General features: G+C 66.5%; 19 protein-coding genes and 1 tRNA gene. 13 read left to right on the top strand and 7 right to left on the bottom strand.

What is annotated here, in order from left to right; genetic code table 11:
* The first annotated feature begins 234 nt into the window (after nt 1-234).
* Both R5W23_RS29465 and R5W23_RS29460 read left to right on the top strand, forming a co-directional pair.
* Nucleotides 235-564 carry a cupin domain-containing protein gene (locus tag R5W23_RS29465; RefSeq protein ID WP_320689472.1) on the top strand — a complete coding sequence of 110 codons (330 nt, stop codon included), beginning with the start codon at nt 235-237 and terminating at the stop codon, nt 562-564.
* 114 nt (nt 565-678) lie between these two features.
* On the top strand, nt 679-1,755 hold the full coding sequence (locus R5W23_RS29460; RefSeq protein WP_320689471.1) for a S66 peptidase family protein: 1,077 nt from the start codon (nt 679-681) through the stop codon (nt 1,753-1,755).
* Between the two features lie 80 nt (nt 1,756-1,835).
* On the opposite strand, the gene R5W23_RS29455 is transcribed toward R5W23_RS29460, so the two are convergent.
* Nucleotides 1,836-2,213, bottom strand: coding sequence for a hypothetical protein (locus tag R5W23_RS29455; protein WP_010047132.1), 378 nt, complete (start codon nt 2,211-2,213; stop codon nt 1,836-1,838).
* A gap of 123 nt (nt 2,214-2,336) precedes the next feature.
* Between R5W23_RS29455 and R5W23_RS29450 the strand changes: the two genes are divergently transcribed.
* The 3 genes from R5W23_RS29450 to R5W23_RS29440 all read left to right on the top strand — a co-directional run bounded on the left by R5W23_RS29450 (nt 2,337) and on the right by R5W23_RS29440 (nt 4,165).
* Nucleotides 2,337-3,608, top strand: a complete 1,272-nt coding sequence (locus R5W23_RS29450; RefSeq protein ID WP_320689470.1) for an RNA ligase — start codon at nt 2,337-2,339, stop codon at nt 3,606-3,608.
* 192 nt (nt 3,609-3,800) lie between these two features.
* Nucleotides 3,801-3,871: transfer RNA gene (locus R5W23_RS29445), tRNA-Arg, on the top strand.
* Between the two features lie 27 nt (nt 3,872-3,898).
* Complete coding sequence (locus R5W23_RS29440) at nt 3,899-4,165, top strand: hypothetical protein (RefSeq protein WP_010047130.1); 267 nt, start codon at nt 3,899-3,901, stop codon at nt 4,163-4,165.
* A 224-nt stretch (nt 4,166-4,389) separates the two neighbouring features.
* Here the strand turns inward: R5W23_RS29440 and R5W23_RS29435 are convergent, their stop codons facing one another.
* From R5W23_RS29435 to dusB, 3 genes are all read right to left on the bottom strand, one after another.
* Nucleotides 4,390-5,448, bottom strand: coding sequence for a transaldolase family protein (locus tag R5W23_RS29435; RefSeq protein WP_010048103.1), 1,059 nt, complete (start codon nt 5,446-5,448; stop codon nt 4,390-4,392).
* A 214-nt stretch (nt 5,449-5,662) separates the two neighbouring features.
* Nucleotides 5,663-6,157, bottom strand: a complete 495-nt coding sequence (locus R5W23_RS29430) for a hypothetical protein (RefSeq protein ID WP_320689469.1) — start codon at nt 6,155-6,157, stop codon at nt 5,663-5,665.
* An 11-nt stretch (nt 6,158-6,168) separates the two neighbouring features.
* Nucleotides 6,169-7,278, bottom strand: coding sequence for a tRNA dihydrouridine synthase DusB (gene dusB / locus R5W23_RS29425; protein WP_320689468.1), 1,110 nt, complete (start codon nt 7,276-7,278; stop codon nt 6,169-6,171).
* 57 nt (nt 7,279-7,335) lie between these two features.
* On the opposite strand from dusB, the gene R5W23_RS29420 reads away from it, so the two are divergent.
* The 3 genes from R5W23_RS29420 to R5W23_RS29410 all read left to right on the top strand — a co-directional run bounded on the left by R5W23_RS29420 (nt 7,336) and on the right by R5W23_RS29410 (nt 9,649).
* Nucleotides 7,336-7,971 carry a hypothetical protein gene (locus R5W23_RS29420; RefSeq protein ID WP_320689467.1) on the top strand — a complete coding sequence of 212 codons (636 nt, stop codon included), beginning with the start codon at nt 7,336-7,338 and terminating at the stop codon, nt 7,969-7,971.
* 53 nt (nt 7,972-8,024) lie between these two features.
* Nucleotides 8,025-8,708 (top strand): Uma2 family endonuclease, encoded by a 684-nt coding sequence (locus R5W23_RS29415; protein ID WP_320689466.1) that lies wholly within the window; start codon nt 8,025-8,027, stop codon nt 8,706-8,708.
* 134 nt (nt 8,709-8,842) lie between these two features.
* Entirely contained in the window at nt 8,843-9,649 is an 807-nt protein-coding gene (locus tag R5W23_RS29410; RefSeq protein WP_320689465.1) for a cytochrome c, read from the top strand.
* Nucleotides 9,650-9,828: 179 nt separating this feature from the next.
* Here the strand turns inward: R5W23_RS29410 and R5W23_RS29405 are convergent, their stop codons facing one another.
* The 3 genes from R5W23_RS29405 to R5W23_RS29395 all read right to left on the bottom strand — a co-directional run bounded on the left by R5W23_RS29405 (nt 9,829) and on the right by R5W23_RS29395 (nt 12,291).
* A complete protein-coding gene (locus R5W23_RS29405) occupies nt 9,829-10,254 on the bottom strand; it encodes a hypothetical protein (protein ID WP_261187381.1) in 426 nt (141 codons plus the stop codon).
* Nucleotides 10,255-10,417: 163 nt separating this feature from the next.
* On the bottom strand, nt 10,418-11,182 hold the full coding sequence (locus R5W23_RS29400; protein WP_320689464.1) for an SDR family NAD(P)-dependent oxidoreductase: 765 nt from the start codon (nt 11,180-11,182) through the stop codon (nt 10,418-10,420).
* A 179-nt stretch (nt 11,183-11,361) separates the two neighbouring features.
* Nucleotides 11,362-12,291: a peptidylprolyl isomerase gene (locus R5W23_RS29395; RefSeq protein ID WP_320689463.1), complete on the bottom strand. Its 930-nt coding sequence runs from the start codon at nt 12,289-12,291 to the stop codon at nt 11,362-11,364.
* Between the two features lie 101 nt (nt 12,292-12,392).
* Here R5W23_RS29395 and R5W23_RS29390 point away from each other — a divergent pair, with 101 nt between their 5' ends.
* The 5 genes from R5W23_RS29390 to R5W23_RS29370 all read left to right on the top strand — a co-directional run bounded on the left by R5W23_RS29390 (nt 12,393) and on the right by R5W23_RS29370 (nt 17,466).
* Nucleotides 12,393-13,121 (top strand): 7-carboxy-7-deazaguanine synthase QueE, encoded by a 729-nt coding sequence (locus R5W23_RS29390; protein WP_320689462.1) that lies wholly within the window; start codon nt 12,393-12,395, stop codon nt 13,119-13,121.
* 85 nt (nt 13,122-13,206) lie between these two features.
* On the top strand, nt 13,207-13,728 hold the full coding sequence (locus R5W23_RS29385) for a hypothetical protein (RefSeq protein WP_320689461.1): 522 nt from the start codon (nt 13,207-13,209) through the stop codon (nt 13,726-13,728).
* Nucleotides 13,729-13,773: 45 nt separating this feature from the next.
* A complete protein-coding gene (locus tag R5W23_RS29380; protein ID WP_320689460.1) occupies nt 13,774-14,289 on the top strand; it encodes a hypothetical protein in 516 nt (171 codons plus the stop codon).
* Nucleotides 14,290-14,609: 320 nt separating this feature from the next.
* The gene (locus tag R5W23_RS29375) at nt 14,610-15,983 is read left to right on the top strand and encodes an aspartate aminotransferase family protein (RefSeq protein ID WP_320689459.1); all 1,374 of its coding nucleotides are present in this window, start codon (nt 14,610-14,612) and stop codon (nt 15,981-15,983) included.
* A 190-nt stretch (nt 15,984-16,173) separates the two neighbouring features.
* On the top strand, nt 16,174-17,466 hold the full coding sequence (locus R5W23_RS29370) for a metallophosphoesterase family protein (RefSeq protein ID WP_320689458.1): 1,293 nt from the start codon (nt 16,174-16,176) through the stop codon (nt 17,464-17,466).
* Nucleotides 17,467-17,499: the final 33 nt, after the last annotated feature.

The raw sequence follows: 17,499 nt of genomic DNA, 5'->3' as shown, positions 1-17,499 counted from the left end.
CCCAGACGACCGCAGAGACGTGAGCGAAGCGCCCCCCGCCGTGGTAGCATCGCACCAGCGGGAGTGGTAGTCGGCGTCCAGCAGTTGACCCCGTTCGTGTCTGCTCGTCGTGAGCCTCGTGGCAAGCCCCGGGAACGCGCGTACCCTTTCAGTGCGAGTGTCGATACACGAGACCAAGCCGCACCCGAAGCAACTTCACCGGCCGTCACGCTGCTCACATACACCGGAATACGCATGACCAACGGAAACCTGTTCGCAGCTCTTCCCGCCACCCGGCCCCCTGCGGAGGTGTTCGAGATACTCGTTGAACGCGCCGGCTGGAAGGTGGAACGAATCGTGTCGTGGGGCCACGTCACCGCACCCGGCGAGTGGTTCGACCAGACGACCGACGAGTTCGTCGCGCTTCTCAGTGGCGCGGCCCGGTTGCAGGTTGAGGGTGAACCCGCCCCGCGCGAACTCGCCCCGGGCGACTGGGTCTTCCTCCCCGCCCACGTGCGCCACCGTGTTGAGTGGACTGACGAGGGCATACCGACCGTTTGGCTCGCAATCCACGCCGTGCCGTAAAACGGCAGTTTGGGATGGAACATCGAGTTTCCCGCCACTGGAACGGAGAGCAACATGACCAATCACCTACACTCCAGATGTCACCAGCCCGCATCAGCCACCCGAGTTCCCACCGTGACCCGCGTACCCCGTCCGCTTCTTCCCGCGCTCGTACTTGCTGCGCTAACCGCTTCGACCGCGCTGCCGCTCGAACCGGCAACGCCGGCTTCGGCCGCGCCACCGCAACCGCCAGCGTGGACGCGCCCGGCGGCGCTTCGTCCCGGCGACACGATCGCGTTCGTCGCCCCGGCCGGTCCGGCGGACGCCGAGAAAGTTGCCAAGGCGAAAGAGCGGTTCGAGAAGATGGGGTTCAAGGTGAGCGTGCCACCGTCACTGACGACCCGCAAGAATCGGTATCTGGCCGGGACCGATGAGGAGCGCGCGGCCGAGCTCAACGCGGCGTTCAAGGACAAGGGATCGCAGGCCGTCTTCGCGGTCAAAGGGGGCTACGGGCTGACTCGCATCCTCCACCTCATCGACTACGAGGCGATCCGTAACAACCCCAAAGTCGTCCTCGGCTTCTCCGACCTCACCGGGCTGCACCTCGCCATCGCCAAGAAGTGCCGGCTGGTGACGTTTCACGGCCCGATGCCGCAGTACGGTCTGTACCGCGACGACGCCGGGTTCGGTTACTCCTCGGATGTGTTTTGGCGGACGGTGAGCGCGGACAAATACCCGAAGGGCGACAGCGGGTATACGGTCCAGCTTCCGACGGACGGACCGAAGCCGCGCAAGCTGGTGGGCGGGAAAGCGAAAGGACGGTTGGTGGGCGGGAACCTGACGCTGATCGGCGCGACAATGGGGACGCCTTACGAGATCGAGGCCGACGGTAACATCCTGTTTCTGGAAGACACCGGCGAGAAGGCGTATCGGATCGACCGGGTGCTGTCGCAACTGCGCCTCTCCGGCCACCTGAACCGGTTCGCCGGGGTCATCCTGGGCACGTTCGACGGCGCCGATGAAGCCGAGTTGGATGCGGTCTTCCGCGACTACTTCGCCGGGCGAAAGGTGCCGGTCGTTACCAACTTCCCCGTCGGGCACACGCCGTTCAACGCCACCCTGCCCCACGGCGGGCTCGTCGAACTGGACGCCGACGCCGCGACCGTGAAGGTACTCGAAGCGCCCGTCGCGCTCGGCGCCCGGAAGCCGTAATCCACGTTCCGGTCATTGTTATCTGCATCCACTTTGCTGTTGTCTTTGTGACACAGACATTCCTGTCTGTGTCAACGCCCTCACCCCGCGTACTTCGCGACCAGCGCGTTGAACTCCGGCGACGTGCGCCGCGCGGCGGCCTTCAGTTCGCGCAAGAACGTGCGTTCCAACTCGTCCACCCGCCCGTCTCGGAGAATGAACCGCTCCAGCCATCCGGCCTCGGCCGCGGTCAGGTCGCCGTCGGCGAGCATCATCTTCTTCACCACCTCGAACACGAACGTGTGGAACCGCACCACGGCCTTCGGCGCGCTGTTCCGCAAATCGATGAGGAACTCCGCCTCGGTCCGGTTGATGACGCCGTCGGCCAGGAACGCGCGCCGCAGGATCTCCGTCTCCCGCTCGCCGACCATGCCGTCGATCAGCACCAAGTCTTTTGCCAGCCGTTGCCAGTCGGCCATGAGCGTTTCTCCGGGAGGTGACGAAGCCGATTCCCCACGCGACTATACCAAATCCGACGCCCCGATCCAGCGAACCGGTGAGCACGGGGTCGCGTCCGTTGGACGACGCCCGCGAGACCACACATGAACCTCCGCCTCGACCACCTGCTCGACGACCTGCGCGCCAACGCGGCCGACATCCTCAAAGCCATCGACGCCGACCCGCTGTTGTCGAAGCGGCAATCGGGGGAGTTGGTGCTCGCGAACGCGAGCGGCGCGCTGTTCACCCCGCAAACCGCGCACCAACTGTTCGCCAAGGGGCTCGTGTACCGGCGCGACCCGTTCGAGTTGGTGTCGCTGCCGCTGGTCAAGATCTACAACCTCGGCGAGAAGAACGTTTCCGCCGCCGACCTCGCCGGCCTCGCGGCGGGTCCCGGGAACGCGCGGCTCCACTTCCTTCACAAGCTCGACGGCACGCTGATCCAGCGGTTCCAGCACCGGGGCCGCGTGTACTTTACCACCCGCGGCATGATCGAGGGGGGGCCGTGCTACGGCACGCAGGACGAGGACGCGCCCGCGCGCACCCGCAACTTCGATTTTCTCGGCACCGCCCGCCGGCTGGCGTCGCGCAAGTACCCGGCGCTTGTGGAGCCGCGGCCGGAGTTCGAGAACCTCACACTGGTGTTCGAGTTCATTCACCCCGAAACGCGGGTCATCACCAACTACGGCGACCGCGAGGACCTCGTGCTCCACGCGTGCTTCGACAAAGTCGACTGCCGCTACCGCACGTTCGCGGAACTCAAAGAACTGGCCGCGGCGCACGCCCTCGCGCACGTGGAAGAGTTCACACCGGCGGGCCACACCCTCGGGGAGCAGATCGAGAGCCTGCTGGCTTCCATCGCTGGCACCGACCAGGAAGGGACCGTCATCACCATCGAGCACGACCACCGGGTCGTGTACCGCGTGAAGGTCAAGGGGCCGGACTACCTGCGCGTGCTGAAACTGGTGGTCACCTGCACCTACGACCGGACGGTCGAGATGTTCGACGCGCACCCAGAATGGACCGGCTGGGCGGACCTGGAAGCGCATCTGCGGTCGCTCGGCCGCGAGCAGGTGCCGGAAGAGGTGCTGGGCTTCTACCGCGAGCACTACGACACCTTCGCGGCGTACCTCGCGAACTGCGAGCGGCTCCGTGTTTGGGCCGCGCAGGTGGGTGCCGACGTGCGCCGCGCGGCCGAAGCCGAGACCGAGGCGGGCAACGACCGGCTGCTACGAAAGTGCTTCGCGGCGCGGGCGGTCGCGTTCCCAAACAGGGCGCTGCTGTTCACCGCGTTCGACGGGCGCCTGGACCTGAAGGCCGTCCGCGAGTTCGCCCGCACCCCCGACGAAGCCCGCGAGGCCCTCGCGCGCGTGTGATACCGAATCCGATTGTGAGAGCACGCTTCTTCTGTAGCCGGCCTCTGTGAGGCCGGTGCCACACGGATGATGTGGCACCGGCCTCACAGAGGCCGGCTACAGAACGTCGGCACAACAATCCGATCAACCGCATTCGGTGTGATCCTTAATCACGCGAACCTTTCACCCGTGCTTCGGGTCACTTCTGCGACCGTCCTCGGGGTGTGGTGGATGCACTCGACTCTGCGAAGGTCGCGGACCAGGTTCGATTCCTGGCGGGGGCACTGTCCGATTCGCGGTGAGGTGCAGTGATGGCCAAGGAAGTGTTCTATCGCCAGTGTCGGCTGGTGAAGCGAGTGGAAAACGGCGAGTGGGTGCAGGTGTCGTGGCTCCCGGAGCCCTACGCCACGACCGGGCGTGTGGTGAAGCTGCGCGCCGACGGAGCATGGGACGACGGCTGGATCGTGACCGGAGCGGGTGACCGCCGGTTGCGGGCCGATGAGGTGCCGGACTTCCACGTCCTGAGCAAGGCCCACCTCCGCGCCACGGGCGACGCCGAAACCGCGCCGAAGGGGTGACGCTGCGGCCACGAAGACGCTGTCCGACGGGTCGGGCGGGTTCCTGCAAAGCTCCCGGGGCGGGTTCAACTCCCGACGGCGTCTCTGAAAGTAATGCGGAATGCTCCCAATGCGGATTGCGGAGTTCGGAATGCGGAATTGAAGGCAGAAAGGCACGCTTAAGCGACTGTCCTTCTGCCTTCAATTCCGCATTCCGAACTCCGCAATCCGCATTTCTCGCGGCGTTACTTCAGTTCGGCCCGCTTCTTGGCGATCAGCGCGATCAGGGCCTTGTGCGGCTCGGCGAACTTCGCCAGCCCCTCGCTCATCAGCGTCTCTTCCAGCTTCTTCATGTCCACCTTGGCGTCGATGTCCGCCAGCACTTCGGCGGGCGGGAGCTGCTCGACCTGCTTGGTGAACGTCCGGCCGCTCTTCTGCACGTCCTCGTTGGTTTGCGGCGGGTTGGTCTCGATGTCGTCGCCCGCCAGCGCCTCGACGTACTTCCACGCCGGCGGCGTGGTGCCGTCGGCCATCTTCTTGGTGCCGGTGCTCGCGAAGATCATCTCTTGCTTGCGCGGGAACCCCTTACCGGCCCAGAACTCCTTGTTCATCTTGTAGATGCGCTTGGCGTTCACGATGCCGACCTGCCCCTGCGCGGCCGGGATCAGGTTCGGAACCTGCTTCTCCGTGTACACGTCCACGCGGCTCACGAAGATGCTGTACACGCTCTTCACGTTCTCCTTGTCGGAGCGGCGGGCGGCGCCGCGGGCCACCGCGTCGCGGGCCAGCAGGTACTGCCGCTCGGAGAAGATGAGCGTGATGTTGGGGCAAATGCCCGCGGCGACCAGTTCTTCAATCGCGCCGAGGCCGCCCGGGGTGGCCGGCACCTTGATCATGCGGTTCTTGTGACCCGCGGCCCACTCCTTACCGAGCCGGATGTACTCGGCAGACCGCTCCTCGGTGTTGCGCGTTTGGGCGTGGTCTTCCAGGAGCGGGTCGAGCTCGAAGCTCACCCACCCGTCGTCGCCCTTGGTCGCGGTCCACACGTCGAGGAACACGTCTTGTGCGTCCTTGACGAGTTTGTCGGTCATGGCCCAGGCGACCGCCTCGTCGTCGCGGCCGGCGTCGAAGAACGTCTTCATGTGGGCGTCGAACCGCCCGGTCTTCAGCAGGTCCGAAATGATGATCGGGTTCGAGGTGGCGCCGGTGGCGCCTTGGGACCGGTTCAGCTTGATGAGTTCCGGGTCCACGGAATCGAGCCACAGTTTCGTGCCGGTGGCCGCCAGCGATTGCAACGGGGTCATTGGGGTGCGCCTCGCGATGGTAATTTCTGTTCGGAGGCATCATAGGCGGGGCGCATCCGTTTGGCGCGAGCATTGTTCGCCGACCGCACGGACCGGACCCGAACGACCGAAACTCCCCACATAAGCCAAAAAGCAAACGTATCTTCCTCTCGCGCCTGATACGGGTGGGGCGTGGGGAGCACCGCGGGCATCCGCGAACGGGGCGCCCTCCGCGTTACGTCCGGGCGCGGGCGGCGGCGACGTGCGCACCGACCACGGCCAACTCGACCCCGTTGAGTGCCGCCCATACCTCCGGCGCCAGAGCGGGCACCAGGAGCGCCACGAGCAGCGGCCGGTCGGTGACCTCGTGAAGCGTCAGGAACGGCGACGACGGTCCCTCAAGCAGCCCGCGAACCACGTTCGAGTCGTTCCACTGCCGGCCGACGGTGGACAGGTACAGCCGGTCCTCCTCGGCGTCGCGCCCGGTTGCCAGCACCACGCACAGGAAGAGGGCGCCGTCGAGGTGGAAGGAGCCGATGGCCCCGCCGCTCGACCCGGACCACACGACCCGGAGTTCCCCTGGCGGCACGCGCACGGTGGCGTCGCAGCGCAGGCCGGTGAACAGGCTCGCGAACTGGCGGACATCGGGGTGGTCCGCGGTCGGGATTTCGGCCCAGTGCTGTTCGTGGGCGGAGCCGTTCGGCAGCATGACCAGTCTGTGCAGGTTCATCGCGGCTCCGGTTACCAGTGTGCGATCGGTCCGGCGGGAACCGCGATGTGCGCCTGCTGCGCGTCGTACTCGGTCCAGCCGTCGGGCGCGTGCCCGCCGGAGAACGGCGCGATCAGCTCTTCGAACTCGGCGAGCGTCGAGAGCATCACGAGCCGCTGCTGCACCTTTTTGGGGAACCGCAGCGCTTTTGTGTACCACGTCGCGACCTTGCGGAAGTGGACGCACCCGTTGCGCTCGCTACCGCGCCAGTCCACGAGCCGCTTCAGGTGCAACCGCATGAACGCGAGCCGTTCGGCGTAGGTGGCGCGCGGCCCCGGGTCGCCGGTGCGCACCCAGGCGTCGAACTGTCGGAACACCCAGGGGTTGGCGAGGGCGCCGCGGCCAATCGCGATCCCGTGGCACCCGGTTTCGGTGATCATCCGGGCCGCGTCCTGAACCGAGCGCACGTCGCCGTTCCCGAACACGGGGATCTTCTCGACCGCCTCGACCACGCGGCGGATGCCCTCGTGGTTCACACCGCCCGCGAACCCCTGCTCCCGGGTCCGCCCGTGAATCGTGAGCGCCGCCACGCCCGCCTTCTCGAACTCGCGGGCGAAGTACGGCGCGCTCAGGTTGTCGTCGTCCCACCCCAGACGCATCTTCACGCTGACCGGCACCGGCCTCACGGCTTCCACGACCTGGCTCACGAGGCCGACCGTCGCGCCCGTGGTGTCGCACATGAGCGACGACCCGCCGCCGGTCTTGACGACCTTCCGGACCGGGCACCCCATGTTGATGTCGATGCCGTCGGCGATGCGGTTCTCGACGAGCCACTTCGCGGCGCCAGCCATCTCGTGCGGCTTCGACCCGAAGATCTGGACGAACAGCGGGCGCTCGGCGTGGTCGTGCGCGAGCAGCAGCATCGTCTTCTGGATGCCGTCTACGATCGCGCGGGCGTTGATGAGGTCGGTGGTGCAGAGCCCGACGCCGCCCAGTTCGCGCACCGAGAGCCGGAACGGCAGGTTCGTGTACCCCGCGAGCGGCGCGAGGTTGAACCGCGACGCGAGCGCCACGCTCCCTACGGAGAGGGGCTCGCGGTAAAAGGGTGGCGGCGGCGGGAGTTCAGCGGTCGCGTTCGTCATGTCATTACTTTACAGCGGAAGCGAATGACCGCGTAGCCGCGTTCGGAGGCACGGACGATGACGGAAGCGGAGTGGCTCGCGGCGAGCAGTGTCCGCAAGCTGCTGGGTCACCTGTTAAAGCACCACCGTGCGGATCGTAAGCTCCGCCTGTTTGCCGTCGCCTGCGGCCGTCGCAGTACGGGCGACCGTGCCTCACCGGGGTTCCGCGAGGTCACAGACGAAGTGGAGCGGTTGGCCGAATTGCGCACGAACCGAACCCGCAACCGTCTCAAGCAGTTGCGCCGGGAGTTGGCAAGCGGTGCGAGTTGGCACGCTGCGGAATACAGGGTTGTGCTTGGCCTTATTGCCGCCACCGGATGGGCCAGCGCCAGTCGCGCCGCCGCTGCGGTTCGTGGATCTGTGTGGTTGTGGCACAAAAGTCGTGAAGAACGGGTGCTGGTGTCGCTGCTCCGTGACATTCTCGGCAACCCGTTTCGCCCGCCTCGCTTCGCTTCCAAATGGCGCACGGCTAACGCGGTACTTCTCGCGCAGCAGATGTACGAGTCGCGGGATTTCAGCGCGATGCCAATCCTCGCGGACGCGCTTCAAGACGCGGGTTGCGACAGCGACGCCATCCTAAACCACTGCCGCGATCACGATTGCCCGCACGTCCGCGGGTGCTGGGTGGTTGACCTCGTGCTGGACAAAACGTAACCGCCGTTGCGGAGCCCCCCGCGCGAGCCGATAATCGGATTGGAGGAAAACGCATGACCACTGCGACCATCGAGGCGCCCATTCTGCAGACCGTCCCCGCTATCGCGCGTGTCACGCTGGCCGATTTCCTTCGGCAGCTCGGTGACATGCCGCCGGACCGCGTGCGTGCGGACTCGATGACCCGCGCCACCTTGACCGACTTGATCGCTGCGAACGAACACGGAAACGGAATTGTGTGCGAGTGGATCGACAACACTCTCGTGGAGAAGCCGGTGGGTGCTTACGAGTCCTGGCTGGCGATCATTATCGCGGGCGAGTTGTACGCGTATCTCAAAACTCACGACCTCGGGATGCTGTACGGCGAAGCGGCAGTACTCCGAATTCTTCCCGATGTCGGCCGCGCGCCGGATGTCGCATTCGTCGCCTGGAGCAGCCTGCCGGATGGGAAGCCGCGGCCTCGTCAAGACAGGGTTCCCGCGGTCGTCCCGGACCTCGTGATTGAGGTACTGAGCGCGTCGAACACACCGGCGGAGATGGCCCGCAAGCGCGACGAGTACTTCCGCGCCGGGGTGAAGCGCGTGTGGGAGATCAGCCCCGAATCTCGATCCGCTAATGTGTTCAGCGGGCCGACCGCCGTGACCCCCGTTCCGGCCGACGGCACGCTCGACGGTGACGCCGTCCTCCCCGGTTTCACGCTCGCGCTCCGCGACCTGTTCGACCGCGCCGACCGCCGATAACCCGACCGGTTTTCCGCCCCGGGACTCCTCCGCCCGCCCGCAGGACCATAGTATTCTGGCGTGAACCCGGATCGCCCGCCGCGTTCGCGTTCCCGCCTGCTCCCGTTTCCCTGCACGCACAGGAGAACCCGCTCGTGACCTACTCGCTCCGCCTCGTCGTCGGCTGCGCCGCGCTGGCCGCCGGCCTGTGGACGCTCGCCGGTAACGGCACCGCCGGCACCCCGGGGCTGCCCACCGACTCGTACAAGAAGGCCGCCGAGGCCGACCTCAAGTTCCTTCAAAAACGGCTCAGCGAGCTGGCGAAGTCCGAGGAGCCGTCGGTCCGCTCCGCGAAGCCGGCGGTGGCGGTCACGCTGCTCATCGCGGCCTACGCGGACGTGCTCGGCGACAAGGCGCTGAAAGACGACGTGCTGAAGGTCGGCGAGGCGATCAACGCCAAGAAGTACAAGGACGCCGACGCGCTGGCCCAAAAGCTGGCCATCAAGCCGGGCAGCGGGAAGACCGGCGGCGAGCTGCCGAAGCTCGAGGCGTTCGAGAAGGCCAAGGACAAGGACGTGACCTACCTGCCCACCACCATGAAGCTGTTCAGCAACACGACGGTGCTGAAGCTGCCCAGCGGCATGAACATCGAAAAGGACCTGAAGGACTGGACCGCGAAAGGGAGCGCGGTGAAGCTCGACCCCGCCGCGGTGGAACTGCTCGCGGTGCGGTCGGCGGTGCTCAACGAGTACGCGCACGATTACCCGAACGAGAAGGCCCGCACCAGCCCGCAGAACCTGAAGGAGTGGCAGAAGTTCAGCAAGGACTCGGTGGACCTGAGCAAGGACCTGATCGCCGAGGCCACGAAGAAGGCCCCGGACTTCAAAGCGCTCCGCACGAAGCTCACCGCCCTCGAAGCGACCTGCACCAACTGCCACGGCAAGTACCGGTTCGACGACTGAGCGAGTTCTGCCAAGCCGACCTGCCCCGATCGACCAAGAGCGGGGTACGCGATTGACAGCAAACGCGGCTCACGCGACCGGACTGACTGGAACGACAAGGTCGGTAAAAGCACAACGGCCCGCGGCTGATCGGTCAGCCGCGGGCCGGTTGCGTTCTGAGCGTAGAAGTTGGAGCGGTTTCAGGCCGCCGAAATGCTACTGCGCGGCGGCCCCTCGAACCGGTGCGAGAGGCGCTGGCTGTTCACGTCGAGGGCTTCGAGGATCTCGTACACCGGGCCGATGGGGATGTTGTTCGCGATGGCCCAAGAGATGACATCCAGGTTTTCGGCGCCGGTCTTGAGTTGGTTCAGAATGGTGTCGAGCAGTTCGGCGTGGTTGTGAAATGCGCGGGTGAGCAGACCGAAGTCGTGGCCCGAAAGCTCGATCCAAAAACATTTGCCCTGAAGGTGCTCGACCCACCGGGCGCGGAGGTAACCGGTCCAGTGGTCCTTCACCCACCGGTACACGCACCCCTCTCCGAGGTCGTACCCGGCCTTCTCGCTCTCCAGCCACTTGTACTTGTTCTCTTCTTCGATGCACTCACGGTGAACACTTTTCATCACCATGTCGGCACTCGGGAGAGGAGGGCACGCGTTCATGGGCCACCTACCAACTGACGCCGCACGCACGAACCGCCGGGCGAGGTGAGCGGTACAGCCGTGTGACGTTTCATCTGGAATGTTATGTCGTGTCCGGGGGCGAATCAAGCTGCTGGCACCGCCTCGTCCCTCAGCGGGCCAAATACCCCCCATCAACGAACAACGTCTGGCCGGTCATGTAACTCCCGGCCTCGCTACACAGCATCAACACCGGCCCCACCAGTTCCGTCGGTTTGGCCCAGCGTCCCAACGCGGTCCGATCCGCAAACGCCTGCTTTTCGGGGTCCGACAGCACCGACATCGGCATGTCGGTCATAAACGGCCCGGGGGCGACGCAGTTGACCGTAATTCCGAACGGCCCCAAATCGAGTGCGCTCGCGCGGGCCAACCCCATCAGCGCGGCCTTGGTGGCCGAGTAAACGTTCCGGCGTTCTTTCGACACCTGCCCCATGATCGAGGAGATGTGAACCACCCGCCCCCAGCGCCGCTCTTTCATCTGCGGCACGAGTTCGCGGGTGAGAGCCATCACGGAACTCAGGTTCACCTCGACCACGCGGTCCCAGACGTCGTCGGTCACGGCGTCGATGGCCTGCGGGGCGTTCATCCCCGCGTTGTTCACCAGGATGTCAACCCGCCCCATCTTCTCTAACGCGAACGCCGCGAGTTTCGTGACATCGTCTCGCACAGAAACGTCGGTCACGCGGTACGCCCCGCGGCGTCCGGTCCCGGCAAGAATGTCTTCGAGCGCCCCCCGAAGTTCGGATTCGTTCCGGCTGGCGATGACGACATCAGCCCCGGCCTCCGCAAGCCCGCGGGCCATCGCCTTGCCGAGCCCCTTGTTGCCGCCGGTAACGAGAGCGACGCGGCCCGTGAGGTCGAAAAGGGTGGCGGGCACGGTAGCTCACTCCCCGCGTGTGCAGATTGCGTGCAGTTAACTTAACAAGCTGCCGCGGCTCGGTGCAAGTGAAAAGTGTCACAAAGGCCCTGCCGATGTCTCCGGTCAGAACGTCCCAAGTCGTCATGTCGAAGCCGGCGGGGTGTGGCTCTCGACTTTCCGACCTGGGACTTGAGACGTCACGGAACTGTGATCTGAATCTGACCCTGTTTGCGGAGCTTGGCGATCAGGTCGGCGCGGAACTCATCGCTGTAGGTATCGAGCACGTCCGTTGCGGATTTGTCGTACGTTGTCGGCGTTCCGGGTTTGCGCTCGGTCACCTGAATGAGGTGGTAGCCGAAATCGGTTTCGACCACCCCGCTCAGCTCGCCGGGCTTCAGCGCGAACGCGGCTTTTGCGAACGCCTCGTCCACGATACCGCCCTTGCGATAAATGACGCCGATGTCGCCGCCGGTCGGGCCGCTCGGGCAGTGCGAGTGCTTCTTCGCCGCGTCCGCGAAGTCGAGCTTCCCGCCCGCGATGTCGGCGCGGATCGCTTCGAGCTTTTCCTTGGCGGCGGCGCGCTCCGCGGGCGACGCGCTCTTGCCGGCACGCAGCACCACGTGCCGCACCTTGACCTCCGCGCGGTCGAAGTGGTCCTTGTTCGCCGCGAAGTACGCCTTCAGTTGCTCCTCGGTCGCGTTGCTCTTCACGTACCCGGTGAGCTGCATCGCGGTGGTCCACGCCTCCTTCACCTGCGCCTCGGTCTGGCCGGTCTCCTTGTAGAAGTCCGCGAGCGTTTTGCCCTCGGCCTTCAGCTTCTCGCCGAAGGCCTTGAGCTGGGCGTCGATCTCGGCGGGATCGACCTTCGGCCCGTTCTTCCGCAGGAACTGCCGGAGCAGGACATCGTCCACCATGTCCGCGAGCACCTCGACCCGCATCTGGCGCTTCTGCGCCGCGGTCAGCGGGGTGAGCGGGAGCGTCGTTTTGAGGAGCGCGTCCACCTCGGCGAGCGTGATCTGCTCCCCGTTGACGGTCGCGGCGAGGTTCGGGTTGGCGGCCGGCGGCTGGGCGAGCGCGAACGTGCTGCCGGCGAGCAGTGTGAGCGAGAGCGCGAGCGGGTGGCGCATCGGGTGCCTCCGTGCACGGCGGGCGGTTTTTATGGAATCGCGAGCGTATAGCCCGCTTGCGCCGGGGTCGCAAGGAAATTCCGGGTTGCTAAGATGAGTAGATGAGCGAACCGAAGCGCACTTTACTGGCCGACGTGCCCCCCGAGGCGCGGCACCGCGTAACCCTGCTGCGCGACGTGCCGGCGGGCGAACTGCTGGTCCACGAGATCTACCTGAGCGTGCAGGGCGAGTCGACGTTCGCCGGCCTGCCGTGCGTGTTCGTCCGCACCTCCGTGTGCGACTCCCGGTGCCGCTGGTGCGACACTCCGCACGCGTTCACCCAGGGCACGCGGGTGCCCCGGGCCGACGTGCTGGGAAAGGTGTTGAGCTTCGGGTGCCCGCTGGTGGAAATCACCGGCGGCGAACCGCTCCTGCAACCGGACGTGCTCCCGCTCATGAGCGAGCTGTGCGCCGCGGGCAAAACGGTGCTGCTGGAGACCAGCGGGGCGCACGACATCGGCGCCGTCGATCCGCGCGTCCACATCATCATGGACGTAAAGTGCCCCGCCAGCGGCGAGAGCCACCGCAACCGGTGGGCGAACTTCGACGCGCTGAAGCCCACCGACCAGATCAAGTTCGTGATCGCGTCCCGCGCGGACTGGGACTGGGCCGTGGGCGTGATCCGCGCGCACAAACTGGACGAGCGGTTCGCCTGTCTGGTGAGCTGCGTGTTCTCGGACCTGAAGCCCGTGGAACTCGTCGGCTGGCTGCTCGCGTCCGGCCTGCACCGGGTGCGGATGCAGCTCCAAATGCACAAATACATCTGGGAGCCGAACGCGCGGGGCGTGTGAGCGACGGTCGAAATTTTTCGCCAACGCCGGCCACGCACCGGCGTTCGACATGGCGACGCTGCCCTTTCCCGTCAAGGAGCGCCCCATGTCGGTTCCCGCTCGGCCGCCCACGCCCCTTCCCCCTCCCCTACGCGCGAGCTTGATCCACGCCATCGACTGGCGCACGGTAGCCGCGATCGGCCTGCCGCTCTGGGCGTTTATTCTGGGCGCGATCCTGGTCCGGGTGCGTGAAACGCCCGCGCCGGCGCTCGCACTCCTCGCCCCGCCCCCGGCGCCGACTGCGTCGGCACCCAAACCACCCCCGCCCGAACAGACGCCGGTCGCCCCGATGCCACGCGAGGTCGTGGTCCGCACGCAGTTCACCGCGGTGCCGGTGCTCGTTCCGGTCGCAGTCCCTGCCGAACCCGCAGTCGCGAACGCGCCCGGGCCGGCGGAGTTCCGACTCCCGGCGAGCGAGTTCCTGCCCGCGGAGCGATGCCAGACGTTCAACACCAAGGTGAAGTTCCACCCTGGGATGCCCGAGGCCGCGGAGGAAGCGCGGAACTCGAAGAAGATGCTGCTGGTGCTGCACATCTCGGGTCACTTCGACGATCCCGGGTTCACGTGAAACAACGCCCAAGCCCTCCGTGAGGGGGCACTGTCCGACGATTCCGTGGGCCGGTTCCTGAGCGACAACTTCGAGGCGACGCACCAGAAGGTCGGGACGTTCCAGGTTGTGAACGGGGTCAAGATCGGCGGGAACGTGGCGTCCTACTTCTGCCTGAGCGACGGTACAGTGATTCACGCGGTGGCCGGGCCGCTGGGCGCGAAAGAGTTCCTGCGCGAGGCGCGCTGGGCGGTCGATTTGCGAAAAATGGCTGCGAGCGAGGCCGGTGGCGACGCCATCAAGTATCGGTTAGCGTTACGAAAAGGGCACCTGGAGCGGCTCGCATCGGAGAACGGGCTGCGGCTCCCGCCGCGAGCGTTGCCAGCGGTCGCCAGCGGCCCGCCGCCGGTGCCGACGAGCAACGAGATCCGCACCAAAGCCGGCCGCGCGCTAGGCAACCAGGGCCAGGTCCACACGCTGCTCGCCTACTATCCCCTGCCCCAGTTGTCGCAACTCTACACGATCGTGTTCGAGGACGTGCTGAAAGAGAAGGTGTCCACGCTCCCGGTGGACGTGCGGTGACAGCAGAGCCGGTGAGCGGACGGTATTACTTGTGCAGTTGTGTTCTTGAGTGTGGCCCGCTCGCTCCGCGAGCGGTGCTTGGGGCCTCAGATTCGCAGCCCGCGGCGCGGTCCGAATGATTTCACAACCGCTCGCGGAGCGAGCGGGCCACACTCAAGAACAGAACACAGCCAGAGTACACCGCAAACGCTGCAACCAGGACGTGAACCCCGGCTCACCCTTCCGGCGTGATCGAACGAAGGCACTTCCTACAACGAGCAGTACGCGATTTATTGGGTTCTCAGGGGCTCATGCCCCCGCTCCATTTTCGGAGTTCGTTCATGTCCGCGACCGCCACACGCTCGCTCGTCGACCGGTACGCCGCCGAGTTCGCGGGCTCCAAACAGCGGTTCGAGACCGCGAAGGGCGTGTTCCCCACCGGCGTGACCCACGACGCCCGGATGATGGACCCGTTCCCGGTGTACGTCGCGCGGGCGAAGGGCGCGCACAAGTGGGACGTGGACGGGCACGAACTCGTCGATTACTTCGTCGGCCACGGGTCGCACCTGCTCGGCCACTGCCCCGACGAGGTCGTGCTGGCGGTCCAGGAGCAGATGAACCGCGGCACGCACCCGGGGGCGTGCCACGAGGCGGAGATCGAGTGGGGGCAACTCGTCCGCAAGCTGATCCCGAGCGCCGAGCGGGTGCGGTTCACCGGCAGCGGCACCGAAGCCACGATGATGGCTTTGCGGCTGTCGCGGCTGTTCACCGGGCGCGGCAAGTTCCTGAAGTTCCAGGGGCACTTCCACGGGTGGCACGACTACGTCACCGTGTCGGCCGACTACCCCTACGACACCGCCAGCGTTCCCGGCGTGCCCGCGGACGTGGCCGCGCACTGCGTGGCGGTCCCGCCCAACGACCTGAACCGCGTCGAGGCGGCGCTGAAAGCCGATTCCGACATCGGCGCCGTGATCCTCGAACCGACCGGCGGGCACTGGGGCGCGGTGCCGATCCGCGGCGAGTTCCTGAAGGGGCTGCGCGAACTCTGCACCCGCTACGACCGGCTCCTGATCTTCGACGAAGTGATCACCGGCTTCCGCGTTTCGCCGGGCGGCGCGCAGGCGTTCTACGGCGTCACGCCGGACCTGACCGCGATGGCCAAGATCCTGGCCGGCGGGTTGCCCGGAGGGTGCGTAGGCGGACGGGCGGACGTGCTGGCGTTCATCGAGCCGCGCCCGGGCAAGCCGAAGATGAAGCACCCCGGGACGTACAACGCCAACCCGCTCTCGGCCGCCGCCGGGGTCGCGACCCTGACGCGCGTCGCGACGGGCGAGCCGTGCGACCGCGCGAACCGCGCCGCCGCCCGACTGCGCAACAAGCTGAACGAACTGTTCGCGGCCCGGGATTGGTCGTGGATCGCTTATGGCGACTTCAGCATGGTCCGCGTGGCGTCCGGCTACCGCGGCGAGCGGCCCAGCACCGCCGCGGGCGTCAACGACGGGTTCGTGCCGTTCGGGGGCGACGTGAACGCGCTCGACGGTCCCAAGAACATGAAGCAGTATTACGCCCTCCGGCAGGCGATGCTCCTTCACGGGGTCGATTGGTGGGGGTTCGCCGGGATGACGAGCGCCGAGCACACCGACGCGGTCATCGATCACACCGTGACCGCGTTCGAGGCGAGTCTGGAAGCGCTCGCGGCCGAAGGGCTGGCGTAACGGAAGCGGGAACGCGTGACCCGCACCTGCGGGTTACGCTCGGGCTCCGAAGTTTCGTGCGCCCTGTTCGTGTGCGTTTTGCGAAAGCACGGCAAAAGATCCCCTTTCCCTCTCGCTTTCGGGTGCGGGTCAGCGCAGCATAAAAATGCTGCCCCGTAAACCGCTCCTGCCTACCACCCGAAGCGATCCCATGACAATCAGCCGCCGCGCGTTCCTGCGCACCACGGCCGGCGGGCTGGCAACCGCGTTCGTCACCGGTTCCGGCTCCCCACAAGACACGAAACCCGAGACCGCGCCGCCGCCGCGCCTGGCGGTGGAAACCACCCCCGCGAACCTGCTGCCACAAGACACGCTGTTCCTCACTTGGCAGCGCGACCCGACGACCACCATCACCGCCCAATGGATCGGGCCGGAAAAGGCGGACGCCACCGTGCGCGTGATCCCGCCCACCGGCGACGAGTGGAAGACCGCGAAGGTCGAATTCAGGCCGTGGCCCAAAACGGACCTGAAGGTTCACCGGGCGGAGGTGACCGGCCTCGCACCGGGAACCGAGTACCTCCTCCAGATCGGCAAGGGGCCGGAGCTGTTCCGCTTCCGCACCATGCCGGCGAAGGCAACGGACACGTTCCAGTGGGTGTCGGGCGGCGACTGCGGCACGAACGCGCACGCGATCGCCAACAACATCCTCGCGGCCAAGCAGGAACCGCACTTCGCGCTGATCAGCGGCGACCTGGGGTACGACAACGGCACGTCGGCCAAGACCGCGCTGGCGTTCGTTCAGAACTACGCCAGGCACATGGTGGACCCGAAGGGGCGGCTCATCCCGCTCGTCACCTGCCTGGGCAACCACGAGGTGCGCGGCGGGTACAACGGGAAGCGCGGCGACGCCACGTTCTACCTGCCGCTGTTCGACGGGCTGTACAAGGACACGACCTACGGCACGCTCGACTTCGGCGATTACCTGAGCCTCGTGCTGCTCGACACGGGGCACGTGGCGAAAATCGCCGGGGAGCAGACGGACTGGCTCGAAGGCGCGCTGAAGGAGCGCGAGGACCGGCCGCACCTGTTCGTGACGAACCACGTGCCGGCGTACCCATCGTACCGCATCCCCGAGGGCGGCCCGGTGAGCGGAAAGCCCGGGACCGGTGAGGCGAACCGGCAGCACTGGTGCCCGCTGTTCGAGCGGCACGGCGTGGACGTCGTACTCGAGCATCACGACCACACGTTCAAGCGCACCCACCCGCTGAAGGGCGGGTTACGGGACAAGTACGGCGTGCCGTACCTGGGGGACGGCTCGTGGGGCCAGCTTCGCGCCCCGATGCCGCCCGAAAAGCGCTCGTATCTTGCGGCGACCGCGAAGGCGTACCACATGACCGTTCACCGGCTCGAAGGCGAGGCGCGGTACCACGTCGCGCTGGAGGAGTCGGGCCGGGTGGCGGATGTCTACGCCACACACGGTAAACGCCCCGCGAAGCGGGGGTGAGCGTACCGCGCCGCGGTTGCCGCGCCACAGGCG

The sequence above is a fragment of the Gemmata algarum genome (genome assembly GCF_034097035.1).
GTDB classification, from domain to species: domain Bacteria; phylum Planctomycetota; class Planctomycetia; order Gemmatales; family Gemmataceae; genus Gemmata; species Gemmata algarum.
This window is presented reverse-complemented; position numbering and strand designations above follow the sequence as displayed.